Origin of the sequence: Bradyrhizobium sp. LB11.1 (assembly GCF_040549385.1) — a bacterium.
In the GTDB taxonomy this organism is placed as follows: Bacteria; Pseudomonadota; Alphaproteobacteria; order Rhizobiales; family Xanthobacteraceae; genus Bradyrhizobium.
Map to the genome: position 1 here is coordinate 22,377 of NZ_JBEPTH010000010.1, position 20,750 is coordinate 43,126.

At 64.9% G+C, this 20,750-nt stretch carries 18 protein-coding genes; 11 read left to right on the forward strand and 7 right to left on the reverse strand.

What is annotated here, in order from left to right:
* The first annotated feature begins 21 nt into the window (after positions 1 to 21).
* The 3 genes from ABIA96_RS24395 (at position 22) to ABIA96_RS24405 (ending at position 4,313) form a co-directional block, all read left to right on the forward strand.
* The gene (locus tag ABIA96_RS24395) at positions 22 to 2,499 is read left to right on the forward strand and encodes a PAS domain S-box protein (RefSeq protein ID WP_354139598.1); all 2,478 of its coding nucleotides are present in this window, start codon (positions 22 to 24) and stop codon (positions 2,497 to 2,499) included.
* Positions 2,500 to 2,510: 11 nt separating this feature from the next.
* Positions 2,511 to 2,951, forward strand: a complete 441-nt coding sequence (locus tag ABIA96_RS24400; protein ID WP_354139599.1) for an EamA family transporter — start codon at positions 2,511 to 2,513, stop codon at positions 2,949 to 2,951.
* Between the two features lie 102 nt (positions 2,952 to 3,053).
* Positions 3,054 to 4,313: an arsenic transporter gene (locus ABIA96_RS24405; protein ID WP_354139600.1), complete on the forward strand. Its 1,260-nt coding sequence runs from the start codon at positions 3,054 to 3,056 to the stop codon at positions 4,311 to 4,313.
* Between the two features lie 10 nt (positions 4,314 to 4,323).
* Here ABIA96_RS24405 and ABIA96_RS24410 read toward each other — a convergent pair whose 3' ends face one another.
* Positions 4,324 to 5,688: an MFS transporter gene (locus ABIA96_RS24410; protein WP_354139601.1), complete on the reverse strand. Its 1,365-nt coding sequence runs from the start codon at positions 5,686 to 5,688 to the stop codon at positions 4,324 to 4,326.
* A gap of 21 nt (positions 5,689 to 5,709) precedes the next feature.
* Positions 5,710 to 6,471 (reverse strand): GntR family transcriptional regulator, encoded by a 762-nt coding sequence (locus tag ABIA96_RS24415; RefSeq protein WP_354139602.1) that lies wholly within the window; start codon positions 6,469 to 6,471, stop codon positions 5,710 to 5,712.
* 179 nt (positions 6,472 to 6,650) lie between these two features.
* Between ABIA96_RS24415 and ABIA96_RS24420 the strand changes: the two genes are divergently transcribed.
* From ABIA96_RS24420 to ABIA96_RS24430, 3 genes are read left to right on the forward strand one after another with little or no spacing between them, the layout of a single operon-like run.
* Positions 6,651 to 7,850, forward strand: a complete 1,200-nt coding sequence (locus ABIA96_RS24420) for a mandelate racemase/muconate lactonizing enzyme family protein (protein ID WP_354139603.1) — start codon at positions 6,651 to 6,653, stop codon at positions 7,848 to 7,850.
* Positions 7,851 to 7,862: 12 nt separating this feature from the next.
* Positions 7,863 to 8,630 carry an SDR family oxidoreductase gene (locus ABIA96_RS24425; protein ID WP_354139604.1) on the forward strand — a complete coding sequence of 256 codons (768 nt, stop codon included), beginning with the start codon at positions 7,863 to 7,865 and terminating at the stop codon, positions 8,628 to 8,630.
* A gap of 22 nt (positions 8,631 to 8,652) precedes the next feature.
* Positions 8,653 to 9,684, forward strand: a complete 1,032-nt coding sequence (locus ABIA96_RS24430; RefSeq protein ID WP_354139605.1) for an L-idonate 5-dehydrogenase — start codon at positions 8,653 to 8,655, stop codon at positions 9,682 to 9,684.
* Positions 9,685 to 9,752: 68 nt separating this feature from the next.
* Here the strand turns inward: ABIA96_RS24430 and ABIA96_RS24435 are convergent, their stop codons facing one another.
* Positions 9,753 to 10,625 (reverse strand): DUF3280 domain-containing protein, encoded by an 873-nt coding sequence (locus ABIA96_RS24435; RefSeq protein ID WP_354139606.1) that lies wholly within the window; start codon positions 10,623 to 10,625, stop codon positions 9,753 to 9,755.
* 188 nt (positions 10,626 to 10,813) lie between these two features.
* On the opposite strand from ABIA96_RS24435, the gene ABIA96_RS24440 reads away from it, so the two are divergent.
* Together ABIA96_RS24440 and ABIA96_RS24445 are read left to right on the forward strand one after the other, a co-directional pair.
* A complete protein-coding gene (locus ABIA96_RS24440; RefSeq protein ID WP_354139607.1) occupies positions 10,814 to 12,199 on the forward strand; it encodes a sensor histidine kinase in 1,386 nt (461 codons plus the stop codon).
* The gene (locus ABIA96_RS24445; protein ID WP_354139608.1) at positions 12,196 to 12,849 is read left to right on the forward strand and encodes a response regulator; all 654 of its coding nucleotides are present in this window, start codon (positions 12,196 to 12,198) and stop codon (positions 12,847 to 12,849) included. Before ABIA96_RS24440 ends, ABIA96_RS24445 begins: the two co-directional genes overlap by 4 nt.
* 9 nt (positions 12,850 to 12,858) lie before the next feature.
* Here ABIA96_RS24445 and ABIA96_RS24450 read toward each other — a convergent pair whose 3' ends face one another.
* Both ABIA96_RS24450 and ABIA96_RS24455 read right to left on the reverse strand, forming a co-directional pair.
* A complete protein-coding gene (locus ABIA96_RS24450; RefSeq protein ID WP_354139609.1) occupies positions 12,859 to 13,821 on the reverse strand; it encodes an MBL fold metallo-hydrolase in 963 nt (320 codons plus the stop codon).
* 44 nt (positions 13,822 to 13,865) lie between these two features.
* A complete protein-coding gene (locus tag ABIA96_RS24455) occupies positions 13,866 to 14,849 on the reverse strand; it encodes a VOC family protein (protein WP_354139610.1) in 984 nt (327 codons plus the stop codon).
* Positions 14,850 to 14,992: 143 nt separating this feature from the next.
* On the opposite strand from ABIA96_RS24455, the gene ABIA96_RS24460 reads away from it, so the two are divergent.
* Positions 14,993 to 15,784, forward strand: coding sequence for a DNA-binding transcriptional regulator (locus ABIA96_RS24460; RefSeq protein ID WP_354139611.1), 792 nt, complete (start codon positions 14,993 to 14,995; stop codon positions 15,782 to 15,784).
* On the opposite strand, the gene ABIA96_RS24465 is transcribed toward ABIA96_RS24460, so the two are convergent.
* Complete coding sequence (locus tag ABIA96_RS24465; RefSeq protein ID WP_354139612.1) at positions 15,781 to 16,959, reverse strand: cytochrome P450; 1,179 nt, start codon at positions 16,957 to 16,959, stop codon at positions 15,781 to 15,783. The two genes, ABIA96_RS24460 and ABIA96_RS24465, sit on opposite strands and share 4 nt — an antisense overlap.
* Positions 16,960 to 16,981: 22 nt before the next feature.
* Positions 16,982 to 18,130, reverse strand: a complete 1,149-nt coding sequence (locus ABIA96_RS24470) for an ABC transporter substrate-binding protein (RefSeq protein WP_354139613.1) — start codon at positions 18,128 to 18,130, stop codon at positions 16,982 to 16,984.
* Between the two features lie 209 nt (positions 18,131 to 18,339).
* On the opposite strand from ABIA96_RS24470, the gene mhpA reads away from it, so the two are divergent.
* Together mhpA and ABIA96_RS24480 are read left to right on the forward strand one after the other, a co-directional pair.
* Positions 18,340 to 19,836, forward strand: coding sequence for a bifunctional 3-(3-hydroxy-phenyl)propionate/3-hydroxycinnamic acid hydroxylase MhpA (gene mhpA, locus ABIA96_RS24475; RefSeq protein ID WP_354139614.1), 1,497 nt, complete (start codon positions 18,340 to 18,342; stop codon positions 19,834 to 19,836).
* A 24-nt stretch (positions 19,837 to 19,860) separates the two neighbouring features.
* Positions 19,861 to 20,712, forward strand: coding sequence for a fumarylacetoacetate hydrolase family protein (locus ABIA96_RS24480; RefSeq protein WP_354139615.1), 852 nt, complete (start codon positions 19,861 to 19,863; stop codon positions 20,710 to 20,712).
* The last annotated feature ends 38 nt before the right edge of the window (positions 20,713 to 20,750 follow it).

Consider the following 20,750-nt stretch of genomic DNA (forward strand, 5'->3'; position numbering starts at 1 on the left):
GTGTGAATATCGGCTCGGGACGTGCGGTCCCGCATCACAACGGCCGACGCCTTGAACGATCCCTTGCCCGAGACCCTTGCCGCCGAGAGGCTGCGCCAGCACCTCGAAGACATCGCGCGCGAGCGCGACGATGCCTATCGCGCGCTCCAGGAGCGCGAGGCGGAGCTCGCGCGCATCCAGCGCATCGGTAAGGTCGGCGGGCTCGAGGTCGACTTCCGCGAAGGCTTCAAGAACCGCCGCTCGCCGGAATATCTGATCATTCACGGGCTGCCGCCCGAGGCTGCCGACGAGACGCACGAGGACTGGGTCGGCCGCATCCATCCTGATGACCGCGACGCGACCGTCAAACATTTCTTGGAGGCGCTGGCCGGGACCAGCGAGGACTACACCGCCGAATACCGCATCATCCGCCCCAGCGACGGCGAGACCCGCTGGATCCGCGTCGTCGCCAAGCTCGAGCGCGAGGCCGGCGGCCCCGCCGTCCGGCTGGTCGGCGCTCATATCGACGTCACCGACCAGATGCTGGTGCGCGAGACCTTGCGCGAGAGCGAGGAGCGCTTTCGACTGATCGCCGACAGCGCGCCGGTGCCGATCTGGGTGACAAAACTCGACCGCACGCGCTCCTTCGCCAACCAGGCCTATGTCGATTTCGTCGGCCTGCCCTACGACCAGGCCATTGCCTTCGACTGGCGCAAGGTGCTGCATCCGGACGACCTGCCGCACGTGCTGCAGCAATCGGTCCAGGGCGAAGCCTCGCTCAAACCATTCGTGCTGGAGGCGCGCTACAAGGACGCATCCGGCGAATGGCGCTGGCTGCGCTCGGAATCGCAGCCGCGCTGGGACCCGACCGGCAAGCATATCGGCTTCATCGGCGTCGCCCATGACATCACAGTCGCCAAGCAGGCAGAGATCGAACTGCGGAAGCTCAACGAGACGCTGGAAGAGCGAATCGTCGAACGCACCGCCGAGCTCGAATCCAACGAGGCGCGGCTGCGCGCCATCCTGGAGACCAGCAATCAGTATCAGGGCCTGGCCAACCTCAAGGGCGAGTTGCTCTACGCCAACAACACTGCGCTCTATGACATCAAGGCGCGCTCTGAAGACGTGATCGGCAAGCTGTTGTGGGAAACGCCCTGGTTCACCGGCACCCACGGCATGAGCGCAACCGTGCGCGAGGCTTTCGACACCGTCCTCAGGGGCGAAGCTGTGCGGATGGAGATGCGGCTGCGGCTGCCGATCGGCGAGCGCGATTTCGAGTTCGGCATGCGCCCGGTGCTCGACCGCCATGGCAACATCACCGGCGCGGTGCCGGAGGCGGTCGACATCACCGAGCGCCGCCGCGGCGAGGAAGCGTTGCGGCAATCGCAGAAGATGGAGGCGATCGGCCAGCTTACCGGCGGCGTCGCGCACGATTTCAACAACCTCCTCACCATTATCCGTTCGGCGACCGACTTCCTGCGCCGGCGCGAACTGGCGGAAGAGCGCCGCCGCCGCTATGTCGATGCGATCTCCGACACCGTCGAGCGCGCCTCCAAGCTGACCGCCCAGCTCTTGGCCTTCGCGCGCCGGCAGCCACTTAAACCGCAGATCTTCAATGTCGGCAGCCAGGTCGACAACGTCGCGCAGCTGGTCCGGCCGCTGGTCGGCGGCCGCATCGAAATCGCCGTCGAGATCGACGATGCCGATTGCTTCACCGTGGCCGACATCGCCCAATTCGAGACCGCGCTGATCAACCTCGCCATCAACGCCCGCGATGCCATGGACGACGAAGGCCGCCTCACCATCGCGGTGCGCAAGGTCGAGGGCATCCCGAACCTGCGTGCGCAGTCGGCACGCGGCGGCGATTATGTCGCGATCTCGGTCGCCGATACCGGTAGCGGCATTGCCCCCGAAAACATCGACGCCATCTTCGAGCCGTTCTTCACGACCAAAGAAGTCGGCAAGGGCACCGGCCTCGGCCTCAGCCAGGCCTTCGGTTTCGCAAAACAGTCCGAAGGCGACATCGCGGTAACAAGCACGCACGGACAGGGCGCGACGTTCACGATCTACTTGCCGCAGGCGCACAGCCCCGCCGCCGAGAAGGAAGCCGCGGCGCTGACCCACGAGGCCGCTACCACCGGGCGGGGCTATCGCGTGCTTGTGGTCGAGGATAATGACGATGTCGGCCAGTTCTCGACCGAGCTCCTGGAAGACCTCGGCTATGTCACCCGCCGCGTCGCCAACGCCAATGCGGCCCTCGCCATCCTCGGCGAGAACGAATTTGCGGTCGATCTGGTGTTCTCCGACGTCATCATGCCCGGCATGAACGGGGTCGAGCTCGCCGGCATCATCCGCGAGCGCTATCCGGGCCTCCCGGTGGTGCTGACCAGCGGCTACAGCAACGTCCTCGCTGAAAACGCCCATCGCGGCTTCGAGCTGATCCAGAAACCATATTCGGTGGAGTCGCTCTCGCGCATCCTGCGCAAGGCAATCATGGAGAAGCTGTCGGTGGCTCGCTAAAGGGAATTCCCATGAAACCCGCCCTCTTCTCCGCCTGGCAGTCCTGGGCGCTCCTCTCCGCCTGCTTTGCGGCACTGACTGCGATTTTCGCCAAGGTCGGCGTCGAGAACATCAATCCGGATCTGGCGACTTTCATCCGCACCATCGTGGTGCTGCTCGCCTTCTCGGTGCTGCTGTTCTTCACCGGGCAATTCGCCGTGCCCTCGGCGGTCTCGTCGAGGACCTGGCTGTTCCTCGTGCTATCCGGGCTTGCGACCGGGGCGTCGTGGCTCTGTTACTTCCGCGCGCTGAAGCTCGGCCCCGCCACGCTGGTGGCGCCGATCGACAAGCTCAGCGTCGTGCTGGTCGCCCTGTTCGCCTTCGCCTTTCTCGGCGAGCGCCCGACCGCGCAGGGCTGGGTCGGCATCGCCATGATCGGCGCCGGCGCGGTTCTCCTGGCCGTGAGGTTTTAGGGCGGAGCCTTGCCGGCAGCGCCCTGCGGCCACAGGGGAAGACACCGGCGTCGGCATCCGCTATCGCTGCAGAATGAGCCGAGTTCATATCAGGGATTGAACGTGCCGACTGCGCCGCAAGACGCCATCTGGGCCTGGAGCATCATCGTCGCCGCGACCGCAGGCGTCATCATCCGCCCTTTTCGCCTGCCCGAGGCGATCTGGGCCGTACTCGGCGCCGCCGCCCTGGTGACGCTCGGCTTCCTGCCCTGGCAGGACGCGCTCACCGGCATCGAGAAAGGCGTCGACGTCTATCTCTTCCTGATCGGCATGATGCTGATCGCCGAGCTCGCCCGGCTCGAAGGCCTGTTCGACTATCTGGCAGCGCTCGCGGTCGAATATGCGGCTGGCTCGCCGCGGCGGCTGTTCCTGCTGATCTACATCGTCGGCACCGTCGTCACCGTGTTGCTGTCGAACGATGCCACCGCCATCGTGCTGACGCCGGCCGTCTATGCCGCGACGCGCGCGGCCGGCGCAAATCCGCTGCCTTATCTATTCGTCTGCGCCTTCATCGCCAATGCCGCGAGCTTCGTGCTGCCGATCTCCAACCCCGCCAATCTCGTGGTGTTCGGTGCGCGCATGCCGCAGCTCACCGAATGGCTGCGTCTGTTCGCGTTGCCCTCGGCGGCGTCGATCCTGTTGACCTACATCGTACTGCGCCTGACCCAGCATCGCGCGCTGAAGGAAGAGACGATCGCGCGCAGCGTGCCGCATCCGAAGCTTGGCCGCGGCGGCAAGCTGACGGCCGTCGGCATCGTGGCCATCGGAATCGTTCTGGTCACGGCCTCGGCGCTCGACAAGCAGCTGGGCCTGCCGACCTTCGTCTGCGGCGTGGCGACGGCCGCGATCGTGCTGCTGATCAGCCGCCAATCGCTGCTGCCAGTCGTGAAGGGCGTGTCCTGGAGCGTGCTGCCGCTGGTCGGCGGTCTCTTCGTGATGGTGGAAGCGCTGGTGAAGACCGGCGTGATCGGGCAACTCAGCGCGCTCTTGCATGAAGCCGTCGCGCAATCGGTCCCGAAAGCCGCCTGGAGCGTCGGTATTGCGACGGGAATTGCCACCAACATCGCGAATAACCTACCGGTCGGTCTCGTGGCCGGCTCAGTTGCCGCCAGCGATCATCTGCCGGCACCTGTCGTCAGCGCCATTTTGATCGGCGTCGATCTCGGGCCCAATCTGTCGATCACGGGATCGCTCGCGACCATTCTCTGGCTGGTGGCGCTGCGGCGGGAGAAGATCGAGGTTGGCGCCTGGTCGTTCCTGAAGCTCGGCATGCTGGTGACACCGCCCGCCCTGATCGCGGCCTTGGCCGCCGCGATCAGGTAACACTCAGACGTCAATCGTTCTCGTAGCCGTAAACTTCCGGCAGGATGAAGATTGCGGCGAGCAATCCGATCAGCGGGAAGATCGCGACCATCAGCGTGGCATTCGCTTGCCCGACCGCAGCGAACACCGTCGGGAACAGGAAGATCGCCAGGAACGACGGCAGCTTCACAAACATGTAGGCGAAACCGCTGGCGGTGCCGCGATACTTGGGCTTTGCGACCATGGTGGGGATCGTCATGCAGTTCGACGCATCCCAATAGTGGCCCCACAGCATGGCAGCCGCCGCGAACGGCAGCAGGATCTTGTTGTCGGTGTAGAGCGCGAAGGCCGCGACCAGCAGCGAGGCCAGCACGATCGAAAAGCCCGCGATGGCGATGCCGCGATGGCCGAGCTTCGGCGTCAGCAGCGGACCGACCCAGCCGGACAGCGCGGCGAAGCAGAACAGTGCCATCGTCACAAGATTGATGCCGAGCACGCTGGACACGCCGACCATCACGAACAGCACCGGCAAATAGAACGCGAAGGTCGAGAACTCGCTGCCTTGCGCGAAGCAAGCGATCCAGCCGTAGACCGTGGCGCGCCAGCGGATCGGGTCCTGCTTGAGGTCGACAAGGAAGGCGCGCGTCGAGACCTTCGGCACCACCACGTCCCGGTCCGGCAGCATGGCGAGATCGTCGTTGAACATCTCGCGCGCGACCTGCTTGGCTTCGCGGAAGCGCCCCTTCTGCACCAGCCACACCGCCGTCTCCGGCACGTCGTGACGCATGATCAGGATGATCAACGCCGGTACCGCGCCGAGGCCAAGCGTCACGCGCCACAGCATCTCGTGCTGGATGTCGAGCAGCAGGAAGATCACGATCACGCCGATGGTCAGCACTTCACCGACGGCGAACATGAACTGCCAGCGGTTACCCATGACCTCGCGCTCACCCTTGGCCATGGATTCCATGATGTAGGTGTAGCCGGTCGAGATGTCAGAACCTAGCGGAACGCCGAGCAGGAAACGTATCACGATGAGCCAGGTGACGTTCGGCGCGAAAGCCTGGGCCAGCGCCAGCACGATAAACATCACCATCGTGACCAGGAACATCACGCGGCGGCCAATCTTGTCGGATAGCCAGCCGCCGAGCAGCGCGCCGATCAACGCGCCCCCCTGCGTACCGGCCGCGGCGAGGCCGAGCATCAGCGGATCGGGATTGTACTGCTCGCGGATGAAGATCAGCACGAAGGCGATCGAATAGAGGTCCCAGGCCTCGACCAGAATCGAGGCCATCATCAGCCAGCCGACCTTGTTGCCCTTGGGACTGTAATTGGTGATGAGGTAGCGAACCGCGGCTTCGCTCGCGGTCGGTTGTGGCACAGCCATCGTCGACATGTTTGGTCCTCTCTTGATTCTCTAGGTGCCGAGCAGCGGCTCGATGCTGCAATCGAGCAGTCGCGGGTCTATGCCTGTTTCCATTTCCATGAACATCGAATCCATGAAGTCGATCAGCGCGTCGCTCGCTTCCATCGCTGCATCGACGCGACGATTGGCGATTGCGTTGAGAATGGCAAGATGGCGGTCGATGGTGCCGGAGAGATCGGCATGGCCCGGAATGCAGCGATGATGGATGAACCCGATACGGCGATAGAGCGTGTGCAGCGGCCGCATCGTGTGGGCGAGGAACGGCTCGCCGCCGGCATCCAGGATCAGCGCATCGATACGGCGGTCGAGGCTGTTGAACTCGTCGAGCGTCAGCGTCGCGCGGCGCTCGCGCAGCAGGCGTTCGATGTGCAGCGCCTGATTGCGGTGCGAAAGGCTGGCGCGATCGGCGGCGAGCCGGACCACGAAGCGCTCCATGTCACGGCGCAGGCCGAGCAGCATGCGTTCGCGGGCGAGATCGATCGGCGCGACCTGCAGACCGTGGCGCGGACGGATGATGATCAGCGTGTCGGCTGAAAGCCGGTTGACCGCATGGTGCACCGGCGTGCGACCAAGGCCGGTGATGTGCTGCAATTCCAGCATAGTCAGGAACTGACCGGGCCTGAGCTCGCAATTGATGAGCAGGTCCTCGATCTTCTGATAGGCCAGTTCGAAAAAATTGACGCGGTTGCGCCGGCCGGGCTTCGCCTCATCGTCGGGCCGCACCACTTCGAGCGTGCGCTTGCGCCGTACCATCGCAATCCTCCCCGTCGGCCCGCCTCGTCCATGCCGGGCCGCCTCTTATTCGTGACAGGCATAAAACATATTGTGATATATTACAAGCGGGCGTATCACTGGCCACCAGATGGCCGCGACGGCAGGCCGCAGAAACAACAACTAGGCAGGCGCAGAGCGCCGTCAGACGGGAGGATGCGGTGAAGATCATTTCGATCGAGACGCTGCGCACCGAGGAATTCTCCAACGTCATTTGGGTGCGCGTCCACACCGATGCAGGCGTGATCGGTCTCGGCGAAACCTTCTACGGAGCAGGCGCGGTCGAAGCGCAGATCCACGACACCTTTGCCGGCCGCCTGCTCGGCCGCAATCCCCTGCACATCGAAGCGATCCATCGCGACATGCTGAACCTGCCGATGGCACAGTCCTCGACCGGCGTCGAATATCGCGCGGCCTCGGCGATCGACATCGCGCTATGGGATTTGTTCGGCAAAGTCTGCAATCAGCCGGTGCATCAGATGCTCGGCGGCCTCTGCCGCGACAAGCAGCGTATCTACAACACCTGCGCCGGCACGCAATATGTCCGCTCCACCAATATAAGCCCGGTCTCGAACTGGAATCTCGGCGCCAACAAAGGCCCCTACGAAGACCTGAACGGCTTCATGAACCGCGCCGATGCGCTGGCCGAGAGCCTTCTGGAAAGCGGCATCTCCGCGATGAAGATCTGGCCGTTCGATCCGGCTGCGCAGGAGAACAAGGGTCTCTATATTACGGCAGCCCAGATGAAGCAGGCGATCGAGCCGTTCGAAAAAATCCGCAAGGCCGTCGGCGACAAGATGGAGATCATGGTCGAATTCCATTCGCTCTGGAACCTGCCGACCGCCAAGCAGATCGCGCGCGCGCTCGAGCCATACAAGCCGACCTGGTACGAAGACCCGATCCGCATGAACTCGCCGCAGGCGCTGGCCGAATACGCGCGCTCGACCGACGTCTGGGTCTGCGCCAGCGAGACGCTGGGCTCGCGCTTCCCCTACAAGGACATGCTCGACCGCGACGCCATGCATGTGGTGATGGCCGATCTGTGCTGGACCGGCGGCCTCACCGAGGGCCGCAAGATCGCGGCGATGGCCGAGACCTATCACCGCCCCTTCGCGCCGCATGATTGCATCGGGCCGATCGGCTTCATCGCCGCCATCCACATGTCATTCAGCCAGCCCAACACGCTGATTCAGGAATCCGTGCGCGCTTTCTACAAGGGCTGGTACAATGAGCTCATTACAACGATGCCCACGATCAAGGACGGTTATGTCTATCCGATGGAAGGACCGGGCCTCGGCGTCGATCTTCTGCCCGCCGTGTTCGACCGCTCCGATCTGACCGTGCGCCGCTCCAACGCTTAAGGATTTCCCTGGATGAGCACCGCCCTCTTCGACCTTTCCGGCCGCACCGCGCTCGTGACCGGCTCCTCCCGCGGCCTCGGCCGCGCCATTGCCGAGGGCATGGCCAAAGCCGGCGCCCGGATCATCGTCAACGGCGTCGATCCCAAGCGCGTTCAGCAGGCCGTCGCCGAGTTTCACGCTACCGGGCATCAGGCCGAAGGTGCCGCTTTCAACGTCACCGACGAGCCCGCGATTGTCGCCGCCTTCAACGACTTCGACCGGAAGGGCATTGCCGTCGACATCGTCGTCAACAATGCCGGCATTCAGCACCGCAAGCCGCTGGTGGAGTTCACCACCGACGAATGGCGCAAGGTGATCGAGACCAACCTCACCAGCGCCTTCGTGATCGGCCGCGAGGCCGCCAAGCGCATGATTCCGCGCAAGCACGGCAAGATCATCAACATCGGCTCGCTCGGCAGCGAGCTCGCGCGCCCGACCATCGCGCCCTACACCGCGGCCAAAGGCGGCATCAAGAACCTGACCCGCTCGATGGCGGTGGAATGGGCCCAGCACGGTATCCAGGCCAACGCGATCGGCCCCGGCTACATGCTCACCGACATGAACGAGGCGCTGGTCAGCAACACCGACTTCAACAACTGGCTGATGGGCCGCATCCCCTCCAAGCGCTGGGGCAAGCCGGACGAGCTGGTCGGCGCTGCGATCTTCCTGGCCTCCAACGCGTCTACCTACGTCAATGGCCAGATCATCTATGTCGATGGCGGCATGATCGCCGCGATGTAATCGCGAAACAGGGAACAAGACCATGCGCGCCGTCGTCATTCACGCCCCGAAGGATCTGCGGATCGAGACCTACCCGGATCCGGCGCCCGCCCCGGGCGAAGTCCGCGTCAAGATCGCCAATGGCGGCATCTGCGGCTCCGATTTGCACTACTACCATCATGGCGGCTTCGGCGTCGTCCGCATCCAGCAGCCGATGGCACTCGGGCATGAGATCGCCGGCGTGGTCGCCGCCGTCGGTGACGGCGTCACCGCCGTCAAGGCCGGCACACGCGTCGCAGTCAATCCGAGCAAGCCGTGCGGCCAGTGCCTGCATTGCCAGGAAGGCATGCGCAACCAATGCCTCGACATGCGCTTCCTCGGCAGCGCGATGCGCTTTCCTCATGTGCAGGGCGGCTTTCGCGAGTTCATCACAGTCGACGCGACGCAGGCCGTACCGATCGCAGACAAGCTCTCGCTGGCCGAAGCCGCAGTCGCCGAACCGCTCGCAGTGTGCCTGCACGCCGGCAAGCAGGCCGGCCCCCTCCTCGGCAAGCGCGTGCTGATCACCGGCTGCGGTCCGATAGGTGCGCTGATGATTTTGGTCTCGCGCTTCGGCGGCGCGTCCGAGATCGTCGTGACCGACGTCGCCGACGCCCCGCTCGCGGTCGCCCAAAAGCTCGGCGCCACGCACGCGATCAATGTCGCGACCCATGCCACCGCGCTCGATCCCTGGCGCGCCGGCAAAGGCGTGTTCGACACGCTGTTCGAAGCTTCCGGCAATCAGACCGCGCTGCGCACCGCGCTCGACGTGCTCCGTCCCGGCGCGACGCTGGTGCAGCTCGGCCTCGGCGGCGAGATGACGCTGCCGATCAACTCCATCGTTGCCAAGGAATTGCAGCTCCGCGGTACCTTCCGCTTCGATCCCGAGTTCGAACTGGCGGTGCGGCTGATGGGCGAAGGCCTGATCGACGTGAAGCCGCTGATCACGGCGACCATGCCGTTCGAGAACGCGGTCGCCGCGTTTGAATTGGCCAGCGACCGCTCGCAATCGATGAAGGTACAGTTGACGTTCTAGAGCATGATCCGGAAAAGTCTGCAGCGCTTTTCCGACAAGATCATGCTCAAGAAATAAAGCGTCCCGCGCTATCGGCTTTCGATCAGCCGGTCGCTGACGAGCCGGACTGCGCCCCGCTTCCACGAATAGTCCGCGCCCATCCGCAGGCCGCTGTCGCCGCGCGCCAGCACGGCGCCGGTTTTGGCGTCGCGCACCTGGAAGCCGAGCGTGTATTCGGTGCGGCTGACCCGCCGCACCACGCCGATCAGTGATTGATCCGCACCGAGCTTTTGCGCGATCAGCGCCTCGCAACCATTGCAGTCACGCAGCGTATGCGCCTTTGCCGCCTCGCCGCTTGCACCGCCGACGTCGATAAGACGGTATCGGCCGGACTGACCGAGCGACTCGCGCACGCTGGCCGTGACGTCGGCCAGATAGGACGCATCGGACGCAGCTGAAGCGCCCGCTGACGCGGCGGTCGTATCCTCCAACTCGAAATCGAACACCGCCAACGCGACCGGCGCGGGTGCGGCCAGCGCGGCGATGATCTCGCGGGACATGAAGATCTCGGCACGCTCCCACGATTCATCATTGTCGCCGCGGAACGTGTAGAGCTTGTCCATCACGATTTTTTTGGCGCCGACGTCGATCACCGCGACCTTGGCCCATTGCACCAGCGTGCTGGTCTTCTGGATGCCACCGATGACCTTGAACGCCGCCCCCTCCTGCACCGACGGCGCAAGCCGGTAGCGCGGGTCGGCGGCGATGTCCCGCCGGAGCGCAACCATGAACGCCTGTAGCCGCCGCTGGTGGGCGGCGCTCTGGTCGATCGGCTCGGCCGAGGTATCGGTATAGCTGAAATCGTCGAGAGCAATGGCAGTGGTCTCAGTGGCTGCGGCCCGGCCATCCGGCCCGGCGCCGAGAAGAACAAGGAGAGACAGCAACGACACGATACCGCGCATGACAGGCCTCGCATGAGGTGAAGGCCGTAAACTTAGGGCGGCAGCCCATGCGCCGCAGCCATCGCTGTCCCGACCAGGGCCGGGAAAATTTCACGACGTTGCACCGCACCAAGCGTGCAGCTTTCCGCCGCCGGCGTTCTGCCCTTTAATGCGGAGGCGACAATCCCGTTCGCGCCAGGTGCCCGCCGATGTGGAACCGCCCGAGATTCGATCTCAAGGTCCGCCTGACCTTGCGTGTAGCCGCCATATCGGCCGCCTGCTTCGCCGCGATCTCCGCCTATTTCCTGATCACGGCCGACCGCGCGGCCCACGCACGCATCGACGGGATCGCTGCCATCGTGGCGAAGACGCTGGAGCTGCAGCAGGGCAAGGTCCTGTGGACGGCGAGCCCGCGCTCCGACTTTCCCAACCTCGATCCCGTTTCAGCCTACGTGATGACGCCCGGCCTGTGCCTGGCCTTCCGCGGCACGAGCGGTGAGATGCTGCAGCGCTTCTGTAGCGGCGCGCCGATCCCGGAGGACCCGCCGCCGCAGATCTTCACGGCGTTCTACCATAGCCTGTTCGATCCTGGCCGCGAGGCGTCGCGACCCGTGATCCTGCGCGGAACGAAGCTCGGCGAGGCCGTGGTCTCGGTCGATCCGGCCGTGCAGACGGCCGAGGCCTGGCACGAGGCGGGCCGCCTGATGCTCGCGCTGGCGATCACGCTGCCGCTGCTGTGCGTCCTGGTCTATGCCGCGCTTGCGCGGGCGCTGCGCCCGACGCGCATGATCCGCGCCGGCCTCGAGCGGGTCGCCGCCAACGACCTCACCGCGCGGCTGCCGCCGTTCGATCTCGCCGAGCTGTCCGCGGTGCGCGACGTGTTCAACCATCTCGCCGAAAGCCTGGACACTGCACTTGCCGAGCGTGCCGAGCTGACGCGAAAACTGATTGCGCTCCAGGACGAGGAGCGCCGCCATCTCGCGCGCGAGCTGCACGACGAATTCGGCCAGTCTCTGGCCGCGATCCGCGCGCTCGCCTCCTCCGCCCGTCAGACCGCCGCGCAGGACTGTCCCTCCTTGCTTGGCGAATGCGACGGCATCGCGCGGACCGCAACCGGCATGATGGAGACGCTGCGCGGCGCGCTGTTCCGGCTGCGGCCGCCTGACGTCGAGGAGCTCGGTCTCGTCGCCAGTCTCGAAGGCCTCGTTGCGGGGTGGAATGGGCGCAGCCGCGGTGAGACCCGTTTTTCGATCCGTTTCGACGGAACGTTCGAAACGCTGCCGGCCACGATCAGCGCCAACCTCTACCGCATCGTGCAGGAAGCGCTCACCAACGCCGCCAAACATGCTGGTGCGACCAAAGTGAGCCTCGAACTGACGATGCATGCCGACGAGATCGCGCTCGCCATCGACGATGACGGCCGCTCGACCGATCCCGCCGCGAAATCCGGGATGGGCCTGCTCGGCATGCGCGAACGCGTCGCGGCCCTTCGCGGCCGTCTGAGCTTTGAGGCCGGCCCCAATGGTGGCTCCGCCCTGCGCGTCGTCATTCCGCTTGCAGCCGCCAATCCGCAAGCACTGGAACACGCGGCATGACCGCGACCATTCTGCTGGTCGACGACCATTCCGTGGTCCGCGAAGGCTATCGCTCCGTGCTCGAGAAGCAGCCGGGACTGCGCGTCATCGCCGAAGCCGGCGACGGCGCGGAGGCCTATCGCCTGTTCAAATCCGAGGCGCCGGACCTCGTCATCATGGATCTGAGCATGCCCGGCATCGGCGGCGTCGAGGCCGTCAGGCGGATCAGGCAATGGGACAAGGCCGCAAAGATCCTCGTCTTCACCATGCACGGGAATGCCGGTTTCGCCGTGCAGGCAATCCGCGCCGGCGCAAGGGGCTACGTTACCAAGACCAGTCCGCCCGAGACGCTGGTGCGCGCGGTGATGGACGTGCTCGCCGGCAAGATCGCGATCAGTCCCGATATCGACCACGAGCTTGCGCTGAGCCGCATCAGCGGCGAAAGCTCGGCCGCCGACGTGCTCACGCCGCGCGAGTTCGAGGTGCTGCGGCTGCTGCTCGCTGAGAACACGACGGAGGAAATCGCGGAGACGCTGCACGTCAGCCCGAAGACGGTGGCGAATTTGCATTCGCTGATCAAGGACAAGCTCGGCGTCGGCTCCGACATCGAGCTGGTCCGGCTGGCGCTGCGTCAGGGAATCTTGACGCAGCTCGATCTCGGTGATGCCTGAACGCTGGTGCTAAGGCGTGAGCTTCGCGCCATCTGGCGCGAACGCCTCGACCGAGTCACCAATCCTGAACGACATCATGTCGCGGCCGACCAGCAGTGGCCCGTTGTAGGCCGTCCGTGTGCGGAGGATCAACGGCTCCTCGGGGATATCAGGTCCGGGCTTCACCGTGCCGAACACGATGTGGGAATAGACCGCGAGCTTCGGCTTGGCGGACGCGAAGATGCGGCCGGCCTCCTCGGGCGAGGTGTGGTGGGCCTGGATGTCCTTGTAGACGGGGTTCTTGACCAGCAACTCCGGCTCGATCACCGCGACTTCGTGGATCAGAAGGTCAGCGCCCGTGGCCGCCTTCGCGATGCGCTCGTCGTACTTGGTGTCGCCCGAGAGCACGACCTTGTGGCCATCATACTCGACGACGTAGCCGAACGACGGCTTGATCTTCTCGCCATGATTGACCTCGATCGCGGTGACTTTGACGCCGTTATTGTCGTAAACCAGCCCCGGCTCGATATCCTTCGCGGCGAACTCGACTGCCCTGGGATCGAGATGTTCGTCGTCGATGCGAATACGGATGTCGTCGGCGAACGCTTTGGTGAGGTTCTCCGTCATCGCCACGGTGCCCTTCGGGCCATAGAGCTTCATTGGCTCCTTGCGCGAAGCCCAGGGCGTGGCGAGCCAGCCGGTCAGCCACATATCGGGAAGCCCGACGATGTGATCGGAATGCAGATGCGTGATGAAGTTCGCGGTAATCGCGCCGAGCGGGATCTTCAGCTTGTAGAGCTGCATGGTCGAGCCGCGACCGAGGTCGAACAGCAGCTTTTCGCTCCCCGCCTCCACCAGCGTCGACGCGCTGAAACTGGTCGGCCGCGGCGTCGGCACGCCGGTGCCGAGCAGCGTTACCTTGATCGGTTCGGCCGAGGCGGCCGCGCTGAATGCGAGCAGCACGAAGCCTGCCCGTAAGAAAGTCTTGAGCATAGTGTCCTTCCCGAAGTATCAGATCATTGCCGCGTTGCCGCGGATCACTCGCGCGCGACCACCGAATCCAGCCAAGCGCAGTTGAGCGGCGGCACACGGGGATCAGCGACGCGCACGCCGCGCGCGGCCGCATCCATCCGCATGTCGCGCAAGCGCTTGCGCTGCTCTTCCGGCATGTTGAGCCGCTCGTGGCCCCACAGCGACGGGCCGTCAAAGGTCTCGTGCGGCTGCCAGGTCTGGGGATCGATGATGCGTCCGCCCCAGCCATATTCGATGAAGAAGCCGGACGGCGTGTTCACATAGAACGAGGTCATGTGATCGTTGGTGTGCCGGCCCAACGTATAGACGACGCGACCGTCTTCGAGCTGCGCGAGGTCGTAGCCTTGCCCGACATCGTCGAGACTGCCGAGCTCCACCATGAAATGATGCAGCGCCCTGCGCCCTGACCCGACCATCGCAAAGGAATGGTGGCGGCCGTTGACGTGGAAGAAGTACAGCCCGAAGGGCTTCAGCCCGAAATCGGAGACGTGAAAACCGAGCACGTCGCGATAGAACGGCACCAGCGGCTCGACATCCTCGACATTGAGCACGACATGCCCCATGCCGAGCGCGCCGGTGCGGAAGCCCGTGATCGGACGACCCGGCCTGAAGGGCTCGCTCGCAAGCTCCGGCTTGCAGAAGGCCTCGAGCCGATTGCCGGCGGGATCGGCGAAAATGATCAACTCAGCCACATGCCGCTCGTCGGCAAGCGTGCGCGAACCGCGCGTCACCTTGACACCATGGCTCTCCAGCCGCCCGGCCAATTGGTCCAGCTCCGCGGTCGAGGGAACCTCCCATCCCATCACCGCGAGCCCGGCATCGCTGCTGCCGTCGACGATCAGACGCTGCTTGCGATCGTCCATGCGGAAAGCCCGCATCTTGCCGCCGCGATCGACCTGCTGCATGCCGAGCAGCCCGGTCGCCATCTGGCCCCATTGGTCGAGCTGCGACGAGTTGATCCCGATATAGCCGAGCGCGGTGATTTCCATCGACATTCTCCCAAAGGCATCACATCCGCTGCACTGCGCCGAACTTGATACCGGTCGCGCACGATCCTACGGTGGCGCTGCAATCGCTTCGCGTCCGACGACGATAGTCGCACCGCGATCTGCCACAAGGGAGGAAATACGAAGTGTCCAAGGAGCGGACGCGGAACGGCCAGCCGCGGCAATCGGAGGGCGTTCGCGCCTTCAAGCGCGGGCTGGACGTGCTGCAGGAAGTCAACCGCTCCGGCGGCATCCGCGCTGGCGACGTCGCGCGTGCGCTCGACCTTCCCCGCCCGACCGTCTACCGCCTGCTCGAAACGCTGGAGGAACTTGGCTACGTTGCCCGCAGCGCCAGCGACGACCGCTTTCGCGTCACCCGGCTCGCCCTGAGCCTCGGCGATGGCTACGACCCCGGCGTGGTGATCTGCCAGGCGGCCGCGCCTTATCTCGCCGAGCTCAGCAAGACCCTGGTCTGGCCGGTGGATCTTTCCACCTACGAGAACGCCGCGATGGTGGTGCAGGAGACCACCCATTCGCGCAGCCCGCTCTCGATTGATCGCGGCATGATCGGAAAACGCCTGCCGATGCTGCGGACCTCCGCGGGCCGCGCCTATCTCGCCACCTGCCCCGCGCGCGAGCGCGACCTCATCGTCAACCATCTGCGCCGCATCGACGAAGCCGACGACCGCCCCTTCCTCGACCAAAGCCGCCTCGACCAGATGATCGCCGAGACCGCCGCGCGGGGTTACGCGATCCGGAGCGAGGGCGAGTACAATCCAAAGACGGCGTCGATCGCCGTTCCCATCGTGCGGAACGGCGCCGTGTTCGGCTGCATCTCCATCATCTGGATCCGCTCGGCGCTGGGGATCGAGGAGGCAATGGCGCAGTTTGTGAGCCAGCTTCAGGAGACCGCCGCGACGATCCCGGTCAATCCTTAGCTCACACGCACGGGCAACGATTTGAGGCCGCGCAGCACGTTATTGAGCGCGAGCACGGGCTCGCCGATCTCGAAGTGCTGCACCTTTTCAATCAAGACTTCCAGAAGCGCGGTCATCTCCAGCCGGGCCAGATGGAGTCCGGCGCACATATGCGTTCCATTGCCAAAACCGAGATGATCACTGGCACGGCGGCGCACGTCGAACCGCTCCGGCTCGTGCCATTTCCGCTCGTCGCGATTGGCCGACGCGTAGAGCAGCAACACCCGGCTTCCCGCGGGGATCAGCGTGCCGCCGATCGTCGCGTCAGCGGTAACACAGCGCGTAAATCCGCGGATGGGCGATTCCAGCCGCAATGCCTCGTTGATCGCGCCCGGAATGAGTGCAGCGTCCTTCCGCACCAAATCCCACTGCTCCGGGTGTTGCCCGAACAGCAGGATCAGGTTTGCGGTGGCGAAAATCGTGGTGTCGAGGCTCGGGCCGAGATAGTCCCGCATCAGGACAGGACAGCGTTCCGGTTCGACCTCGCCGCGGTCAGCAGCCGCGAAGATGCGGTCGCCCCAACTTCCGGGCCGCAAGCGTTCGCGGATCGCGGAGCCGCCGAGATATCCACGCATCTCCTGCACATCGCTCATGGCCGTGCAACCACGAGCGTTCATCGTACCCAGCACGTTGAACGTGGCCGATGCCCATCGCAGCATGCTGCCACGGCCATGGTCTTCCAACCCCACGAGCTTGGACACGATGGTGAGGGGCAGGTGCTGCGCCAGGTCGCTCACGGCATCGAATTTCCCCCTGGCGACGAGACCCTCGACCAGCTGCCGCGCCTCGGACCGGATCTGCGGACCGATCTCCTCCAGCGCCCGCGGCAGCAAGGGAGCGGCGATGATCGCACGCAGCCTGTCGTGCAGCGGTGCATCGCTCGCGAGCGTGGTCCCGCGCGACATCTCGTTGACGTGGTCGTTGGCGGCGACACCCTGCGCCGATGCGAACAGAGCTGGATTACGCAAAGCCGCGCGGACGTCCTCGAACCGTCCGACCGCATAGAGCGCGTTGCGCGGTAGCCAAACCGCTGCGCCGAGATCACGCAGCGCGCGATAATGCGGATAGGGATCGCGCAGCACGTCGTCGCTGTAGAGATCGAAATCGTACGCCGGACACTCCGTTGCAGGCGACATGACCCCCGCTCCGTTCCGCTGCTCAGCGCACCGCGACCCACTCGCCCTTATCAAGCCTGCCGAGCGTCAGCGCGCTCTGGTCCAGTCCGGTGTGATCGTTCGGGCCGTAATTGTAGACACCACGTGAACCGGCGACGCCTTTGAGGCCTTCGATCGCAGTACGCAAACCCTCCCGAAACTCCGCGGTCCCCGGTTCTCCAGCCTTCAAGGCCGCGGGCACCGCACGCTCGATCAGGATCAGCGCGTCATAGGCCGAGCCTGCGAAGATGTTGCGGCTGCCGGAGCCGAACTTGGCCTCATATCGCTGGATGAATTCGACCGCCGCTTTCTTCGCCGGATAGTCATCCGGGAACGATGCAGCGCCCACCGCGGGGCTCAGCGGCACGAGGATGCCATCGCCCTGCACGCCAGTCAGCTTGCGAAAATCGCCGAACGTAGCGCCGAGCGTGCCGTAGATCTGGCCCGTATACCCCTTCTCGCGCAGTTGCAGCAACGGAAGCGCAGCCGGCGCGCCGGAGGCGGCGATCAATACGGCATCGGGGTTTGCAGAGATGATCTTCAGGATTTGCCCGACCACGGTTGTGTCAGTGCGCGCATATTTCTCGTCGGCGACGAGCTCGATCCCGGAAGCCGCGCACATGTCGGCGCTGACCTTGCTCCAGGCGTCGCCATAAGAGTCGCCGAAACCGATCAGAGCGAGCTTCTTCACGCCTGTCTTCTTCATGTTCGCAAACAGCGGCGTTGCCTCGTGATCGTCGTTGGTCGTGGTCTTGAATATCCAACGCCGCCGTGCATCTACCGGAGCCACCAACGCGTTGACGGGCGCGAGCGTGATCACCGGCACCTTGTATTCGACCGCCGGATCGATCGCGGCAAACGACCCGGGTGTCGTGGTCGGCCCGACAAGAATGTCGATCTTGCTCTCCTGGTAGAGCTTGCGCAGCGCGGCCACGGCCGCGGTACTGTCGGAGGCTTCATCGAGGAAGAGATAGTTGACCTTCTTCCCGGCAATCGCGGTCGGCCCGAAAGCGGTGCCGTTGCGCTCGGCATTGCCGATCGCAGCCGCCGGCCCGGTCGCCGACAGGATGATCCCCACATTGATATCGGCGCCGAAGGCAGTCCCCGAAAACAGTTGCACCGCAACACACACGCCCAGCACAGATCGCAGCATCGCCGTCTCCTCCGGCCACCTGCGCGGGCAGCCTGCATTTTATTGCCTTTGACTCCTCCCTAGCCAAAACAAGGCCGGGGCGCGTAGCGCTATCCGCGAGTCGTCCGGCTGGCGGACAGATGCTCACCGTTGGTGGTCTCCGTCCGCTGGGCGGACACTTCGGCCGGCGCCGTTGAAGCGATGGCATCGCTTGGGGAAGAGATAGCCCCATGCAAGATAAATCCGTCCCCGAAGAGTTTGACGTCGTGATTGTCGGCCGTGGCCCGGTCGGCGCCACGCTCGCCAATCTGCTCGGCCTCTGCGGCGTGCGGACGCTGGTGCTGGAGCGCGAGGCGCGGACCTATCATCTGCCGCGCGCGGTGCATTTCGACGACGAGTGCATGCGCTTGTTCCAGACCGTCGGCCTCGCCGATGCGATCCTCCCGCACGTCATTCTCAGCCCCGGCATGCTCTTCCTCGACACCGACGGCAAAATGCTGCTGGACTGGTCGCGGCCGCAGACGCTGACCCCGATGGGCTGGAACCTCAGCTACCGCTTCCACCAGCCCGATCTGGAGGATGTGCTGATCTCTGGCCTCGCGCGCTGGCCGCACGTCACCTTGCGCAGCCGCTGCGATGTGTTCGCGCTTGATCAGGACGAGCATGGCGTGCGCGTGCGCTACGAGGACCTCTCCAACGGAAAGCTCAGCGAGGTCCGCGCCGGCTATGTCATCGGCTGCGACGGCGCGCGGTCTCTCGTTCGTCGCTTCATCGGCTCCGGGATGGATGATCTCGGCTTTCACGAGCGCTGGCTGGTGATCGACGTGCTGCTCAAGCGCGCGCGCGACGACCTCGGCGACTACAGCCTCCAGCACTGCGATCCCAGGCGGCCGGCGACCTATGTCCGCGGCACCGGCACGCGGCGGCGCTGGGAGATCACGGTCCTTCCCGACGAGGATTCGAACGACGTCGCGCAACCGGCAAAGGTCTGGCAACTGCTGTCGCGCTGGATCACGCCTGAGGATGCCGACCTCGAGCGCGCCGCGGTCTACACCTTTCATTCCGTCATCGCGCAGCAATGGCGCAACGGTCGGCTGCTGCTCGCGGGCGATTCCGCGCATCAGACCCCGCCTTTTCTTGGCCAAGGCATGTGCGCCGGCATTCGCGATGCCGCCAATCTTGCCTGGAAGCTCGCGAGCGTCATTCGCGACGGCGCGGCACCCGATCTGCTCGCCACCTATCAAAGCGAACGCCAGCCGCATGTGCGCGAATTCATCGAGCTTGCCATTCGCCTCGGTGGCGTCATCAACACCAAGGCGATCGAAACCGGCCTTGCCGCCGGCCAGGCGCGCCAGAATGCGCCAGTAAAACTCGAGGTGAAGAAGCCCCTGCTCGGCCCCGGACTTGCACTCGGAAATCTACCTCTCGCCGGACATCTCGCGCCACAGTTCATGCTGAATGACGGCAGTCGCGGCGACGACCGGATCGGCTACGGCCATGTGCTCTTCGTCGAGAGCGCGGCGCGTCTCCCCCTTTCGCCGCCCGGACTCAAAATCCTGACCAACGACGATGCCGAAGGCGTCGGACCCTGGCTGCGCGAGCACGGCATCACCGCCGCGCTCGTTCGCCCCGACCGCTATATCCGCGGAACCGCCCGCAACGATGCCGAGCTCGACCGGCTCATCGCCGCGATCACGGTTCCCACCCACGTGCCGTCCGCGGCCTGACCGAACAACCTCTAAGGATATCTCATGAAGCTGCTCTCATTCATCGCCGACGGCCGCGCCTCCTTCGGGGCCGTCAAGGACAATGGCGTCGTCGATCTCGGCGCGCGCATGGCGCCCTGCACCACGCTGCGGCAGCTGCTCGAAGCGGGTCGCGTGGCCGAGGCGGCAAAGCTGGTCGCGTCCTCGTCGCCGGATCATGCGCTCGACAAAATCAGCTTCGCGCCGGTCATCCCCGATCCCGGCAAGATCATCTGTGTCGGCCTCAACTACCGCGACCACGTTGCCGAAACCGGCCGCACCGTCACCGAGAAGCCGGCCCTGTTCGTCCGCTTCCCCTGCAGCCAGGTTGGCCATTTGCAGCCCATCGTGAAGCCGAAGGTGAGCGACGATTTCGATTACGAGGGCGAGCTCGCGCTCGTCATCGGCAAAGAAGGCCGCCATATCCCGGCGAGCCGCGCGCTCGACCATATCGCCGGCTATTCCTGCTACAACGAAGGCAGCATCCGCGACTGGCAGCGCCACACCAGCCAGTTCCTGTCCGGCAAGAGTTTTGCGGAGAGCGGCAGCTTTGGCCCGTGGCTGGCGACGGCGGACGAGATCCCCGATCCCTCGACGCTCGCTCTTCAGACGCGGCTGAACGGCACGGTCGTGCAGGACACGACGACCGATCTCCTGATCACAGGCATCCCCGAGCTCATCGCCTACATCTCGACGATCTGCCCGCTCGTTCCCGGCGACGTCATCGTGACAGGGACGCCCGGCGGCGTCGGCGCCAAGCGCACGCCGCCTTTGTGGATGCGTCCGGGCGACACCGTCGAGGTCGAGATCTCCGGCGTCGGGACGCTCCGCAACAAGGTCATCGCCGAACCGACCTGACCGCTACCAAGACGATCCCGAAAAGGGACGCATCAGCA